General features: G+C 36.4%; 4 protein-coding genes, 1 pseudogene and 1 riboswitch. All 5 genes and pseudogenes read left to right on the top strand.

Features of this window, described 5'->3' with window-relative positions; genetic code table 11:
* Positions 1 to 333: 333 nt before the first annotated feature.
* Positions 334 to 912, top strand: a pseudogene (locus PVE40_RS12220) (Rgg family transcriptional regulator); the annotation flags it as partial.
* A gap of 243 nt (positions 913 to 1,155) precedes the next feature.
* Positions 1,156 to 1,428 carry a hypothetical protein gene (locus PVE40_RS12215; protein WP_274732216.1) on the top strand — a complete coding sequence of 91 codons (273 nt, stop codon included), beginning with the start codon at positions 1,156 to 1,158 and terminating at the stop codon, positions 1,426 to 1,428.
* Positions 1,429 to 1,741: 313 nt separating this feature from the next.
* Positions 1,742 to 1,816: riboswitch (Fluoride riboswitch) on the top strand.
* A gap of 59 nt (positions 1,817 to 1,875) precedes the next feature.
* Positions 1,876 to 3,054 (top strand): cation:proton antiporter, encoded by a 1,179-nt coding sequence (locus PVE40_RS12210; RefSeq protein ID WP_274732215.1) that lies wholly within the window; start codon positions 1,876 to 1,878, stop codon positions 3,052 to 3,054.
* Positions 3,055 to 3,502: 448 nt separating this feature from the next.
* Positions 3,503 to 3,784 (top strand): metal-sensitive transcriptional regulator, encoded by a 282-nt coding sequence (locus PVE40_RS12205; protein ID WP_126110082.1) that lies wholly within the window; start codon positions 3,503 to 3,505, stop codon positions 3,782 to 3,784.
* A 15-nt stretch (positions 3,785 to 3,799) separates the two neighbouring features.
* Positions 3,800 to 5,131, top strand: coding sequence for an MATE family efflux transporter (locus PVE40_RS12200; protein ID WP_076768360.1), 1,332 nt, complete (start codon positions 3,800 to 3,802; stop codon positions 5,129 to 5,131).
* Positions 5,132 to 5,417: the final 286 nt, after the last annotated feature.

Genomic DNA, 5,417 nt, shown 5'->3' with positions numbered 1-5,417 from the left:
TTGATACTTACAACCAAAAATTCCTAGGTCGCAGTCATAAAGGTTTCCAACAGGCCGAAGGCGAGCTCGAACAAATGCTGAGTCAACCGATGGAGAATTAGAAACAATCTACAGTAGGGAAGAACCATTTACACAAAATTATTGACGCTCCCGACCAAATATTCATAAATGAATATTTTAATATTGTTATGACGTTTGTGCTATGAAAAAAGCCTTTTAATATGTTTTTTTGTTACGCCTAATAATTAGTTAAACAAGGTAAAGCTAGTTATTAGAATAAAAAATACCTCGCTGCCTAAGTTAATGCAGGAGGTGAGCGGAACTATGACAAGGAAAGAATTCTCCAATTGGCGAGCTTTAAGCAATCAGCACGATATTGCCATTTATTTTGCCGATCCCGGAACGCCTTCACAGCGGGCACTGAATGAAAACTCCAATGGCTTGCTACAGTATTTGGAGCAAACAGAGACGTGGACACATTACGAAGTGGCAATGTTCAATAATTGTATGAAAGCAATCCCTTCTTCCAGTATAGATTTCTTTATGGGTAGTGTCTCACGTTCATTTCCTGCCTATAGAACGACTACCGAGTATAGCCATGAAATCAGCCGAATTGTCACCAACGCTATCATTTCGTTCCTAAGCCGAAAGGAGGTTAGGTTGGCTCGAAAATGGTATACCTATCTCTCCACACAGGCGATAGGGGGCCACTTTCTTTTTGAACAGTTCTTCTCGAAATTATTGGGTCAGTATCTAGCATTTTCGGAAGGAAATGAGAAAGGCAAAGAGTCCTTTCCAAGTTTTGTGGAGTACTTGGAGTTCATGGAATGTGGGCACTTAGCCCAATCCATTACCAACATGAACCGATGGATGATAGAGAATTATGAATCACAGTCGTTAAACAATACATAGAATTGCTTATAATAGATTAGAGCTAAGAGAAGGAAATCGACAGATGGAATCAATTCTCTCTGGCTTAATAAGGAAGAGCGTCTGTGTGCCTAGTTGCATGGATAAAACAGAGGGTCTTGCTATAATAAGGATGTAGATGACAGCAGGCTCATAATCAACTTGATAAAGGCGGGATGCAAGGGCTCGAGGGGGCGATCACCAGAACCAAACTCGATAGTAGTCCGGGACATAAGGATCTGGCGGGTGGCAAGTACCAAAACGAAACCTGCCAACAAGGGCACTTTGACGAGAAATAAAAAAACAAGTGATAATTTAATAGGCTTAAATATAAAGAGTAGTGAAGTTGAACGATTATTAGTAATATTGAAACAGCCATACTACCATTCCGCCTTTATTGAATCTAACGATTTACACAAAGTTATGACCGTATTTGGTGCTAAGGGTCTTGAGTTCAACCAAGTGTTGAGTTTTTCGTCTTATTATAATTTTGATGAAGAAGGAAAAAAACAGACATGATGTTTGTGTTACTAGAGCAGAAGAGAAGTTTATAATGTTTGAAGATGTGACAAGTAACTATACTGAGAAGTTTAATAATTATATAAGAGACAGAGAGAGATAAATAAAAATAGTAAGAAATATGTTATAATAGATTGCATACAAGAAGATTACGATTTTTTGTATTAGATTCATATCTAATTGCTATGTTTCTCTTCTGCATAAATGGGTTTTATTATTTTTATGTGTCTCATTAAATTCAGCTTTAAGTACTCGTTTTCAATTTTTTTTGCTCTGTTGAGTATAGTCTATTCGTAAATAATATTGTATAATAGATTCTACAGGGAATGAAGTGCTCCCTTGGCGTAAGCCTAAACCGCTGTAAAAAGCTGATGACTTCTGGATAGAAAACTGTTTTCTATCCAGAAGTCATCAGCTTTTTTAATTTAAACTTATGGAGGTAGAACGATGTTAACCAGTATTGCTTTGATTTTGTTAGTTGGAATGTTTTTAGGTTGGCTTTTCAAAAGATTGAGATTGCCTAGTTTAGTCGGGATGATTATTACGGGAATTATATTAGGTCCTTATGTACTTAATGCTATAGATGATTCAATTCTTACTATTTCTGCTGATCTTCGTCAAATGGCTTTAGTAATTATTTTGTTTCGCGCAGGGTTATCTTTAAAAATAGATGATTTGAAGAAAATTGGTTCGTCCGCTATTTTTATGAGTTTTATCCCTGCTTTATTCGAAATTAGTGGGGTCGTGATATTAGGGACGATCTTGTTTGACTTGTCTTTAGTGGAATCTGCTGTAATGGGCTCTGTATTAGCTGCTGTTTCTCCTGCAGTTATCGTTCCGTCTATGCTTCGTGTTATTGAGGAAGGATATGGACAAGAAAGACGGGTTCCACAATTAGTTCTTGCTGGAGCCTCTATGGATGATGTTTTTGTGATTGTTTTATTTTCTTCTTTTTTATCCTTAGCCTTAGGGGGAGAGTTTTCTGCAATTAATTTAATTGAAATCCCTATTGCTATTCTAATGGGAATTTTGATCGGTTCAATGACAGGTTGGTTAGCTCAAAGATTTTATCGTAATTGTCATATGAGAGATACTTCCAAAGTCATTATGCTCCTCAGCCTCTCCTTTTTATTGCTGGAACTTGAAGAGCTGGTAGTCGGTTTCATTTCCTTTTCAGGTTTGCTTGCAATTATGGCTTTAGGATTAACAATTAATCAGTTATACCCCGAACTAGCAAACCGATTATCGGATAAATACAACAAGTTATGGACAGCAGCACAAATTTTGTTATTCGTTCTTGTAGGAGCCACAGTTGATATTACCTACGCCCTAAGAGCTGGTGTACCTGCTCTTTTATTAATAATAGGTGCTTTGATTGTGCGTATGATCGGCGTTTTTATCAGCTTACTCCCTTCTTCATTGAACAGGAAAGAAAAGTTGTTTACTATGATTAGCTATACTCCTAAAGCAACTGTGCAGGCGGCCATTGGAGGTATACCTTTAGCAATGGGACTCGAAAGTGGACAACTCATTTTAACGGTAGCTGTACTTTCTATTTTAATTACTGCGCCCTTAGGCAGTTTCGCTATCGAACGAACTTATCCAAAGCTATTAAAGCGGGAGTAAACGATAATCATTTAACTAAATACTTACTGAAAAATGATGTGAGAAGGGATTCGAACTATTACACAAATTGAATTTCAAATTCGTATCAAAAACAATCGTTTAAGACACAAATTAAAAGAGGCACTTTTTCAAAAGAAAAGTGTCTCTTTTTAGTTTTAAAGGATATCTCATTATCTATGTATCTTTACCCACCGTTTATGATAAAAAGGAGAAGAAAAATACAACGTTGAGCGATTATGTCTTTGGCTATGTCTGATGAGCATAATTTCGCAATAATCGCCATTTATATGAAAAGTGTAACCCGATAGAAAGCAGGGTTTAATACTGCAATAGATTTATTTGACTAATCAATGACATTACTGACTAACGGTTGACTTTTTTATTACCTAATCCTATAATTCTAATAGGATATAGGGGCATACCCTATTAGAACTATAGGAGGCATTTTATGACACATCATCCAGATCACAGCAAAGTGAGTATAATTAAACGCCTGAATCGTATTGAAGGTCAAATTGGCGGGATAAAAAACATGATTATTGACGAGCGGCCTTATGACGAGGTGATTGTTCAGTTGAACTCTTCACGATCTGCATTACAAAAGATTAGTCAGATTTTATTGGAAGCTCATGCCGACCATACCTTTAGGGACGCTATTGCGAGCGGTCAAACTGAAAAAGAACTAGAGAGTTTACGTCGTGCTATTAAACAATACAGTAAGATGATTTAGGAAGGTTAATCATTCATGAAAAAATTAAAAGAAAATAAAGTCCTTTCTTTAGCAATTCCAGCCACGATTGAAAACATTTTACAGACACTCGTTGGTTTTATCGACACTCTGATGATTTCTAGAATTGGATTACTGGCCGTAACCGCTGTTGGAGTTGCCAACACTATACTAAATGTCTATTTAGCTGTTTTTATTGCCTTAGGGGTGGGTTCATCTGCTTTAATTGCTCAATATCTAGGAGCAAATAAAGAAAAAGAATCCCAAAAAGTCACCAACCAATCGGTTGTTTTAGCGACTGGTGTAGGCCTTGTTTTCTCTCTTGGCTCTCTTTTTCTTGGAGAACCTTTGTTAGCGACTATGGGTGCTTCAGCTGAAGTTTTAACGTATTCAAAACAATTCTTTTATATTGTCGGCGGAAGTTCAGTCTTTATCTCCCTCATGACTGTATTAGGCAGCATCTTGAGAGCAACTGGAGATACAAAAACACCCATGAAGGTAACAGCTGTCGTAAATATAGGAAATATAATATTAGACTATATTCTCATTTTCGGTTTAGGTCCCATTCCAGCATTAGGTGTGGTTGGAACAGCAATTGGTACTGCGATTTCACGATTAATGGGTACAATTTTGTTGTTAAATAGGGTTCAAAAATCTAGCAGTCCTATAGATTTCTTAACTATATTTAAAAAATCGAATTATCAGTCATTAATTAACCTTACTATTCCAGCTACTCTAGAACGCCTAGTTATGCGCTTAGGTCAAGTTCTTTATTTTGGTTTAATTATAAGTATTGGCGCAAAAACTTTTGCTGCTCATTCGATAGCTGGAAATATTGAGAGCTTCACTTATATGCCTGCATATGGGTTAGCTACAGCAGCAGCTACTTTGGTTGGAAATAGCATTGGGGCAAAGGACTTACCGAAAGCTAACCATTACGCTTATTCATCTGCTAAATACGGAGTGATATTTATGTCCTTTTTAGGCGTCATTTTATTTTTCGGTTCACCATTATTCGCCACACTATTTACCGATGATACAGAAGCAATTAATCAGATAGTAACAGCTCTTAGAATCGATTCATTCGCACAGCCTGTTTTAGCTATCAGTTTGATTACCACTGGTTCATTGCAAGGTATGGGGGATACCAAATCACCTTTGTACAGCACGGCATTTGGCATGTGGGTTATTCGAGTGGTTGGAGTCATTGTATTATCAAAAATATTTAATCTAGGTATAGCCGGTGTGTGGTTGTCAATCGCTATAGACTTATCTTTACGTTCTCTATTTTTAGTCTATAGATTCAAAAATAATATTAAGACCTTAGATAATAAATATCAAAATTTATAAACCAAATTAACCAAATTAATACATGAAATTGAATAGAATCATGTATTGCAAAATAAGAGATTAATTTGACAAACCGTCATAAAAATAAAAACCAGTCAACACTAATAATAATATAGGTATTCCATATAAGCTAAGGGAGCGTCAATAATTTTGTGTAAATGGTTCTTCCCTACTGTAGATTGTTTCTAATTCTCCATCGGTTGACTCAGCATTTGTTCGAGCTCGCCTTCGGCCTGTTGGAAACCTTTATGACTGCGACCTAGGAATTTTTGGTTGTAAGTATCAA

Source organism: Jeotgalibaca caeni, assembly GCF_028863945.1.
GTDB lineage: Bacteria > Bacillota > Bacilli > Lactobacillales > Aerococcaceae > Jeotgalibaca > Jeotgalibaca caeni.
This window is presented reverse-complemented; position numbering and strand designations above follow the sequence as displayed.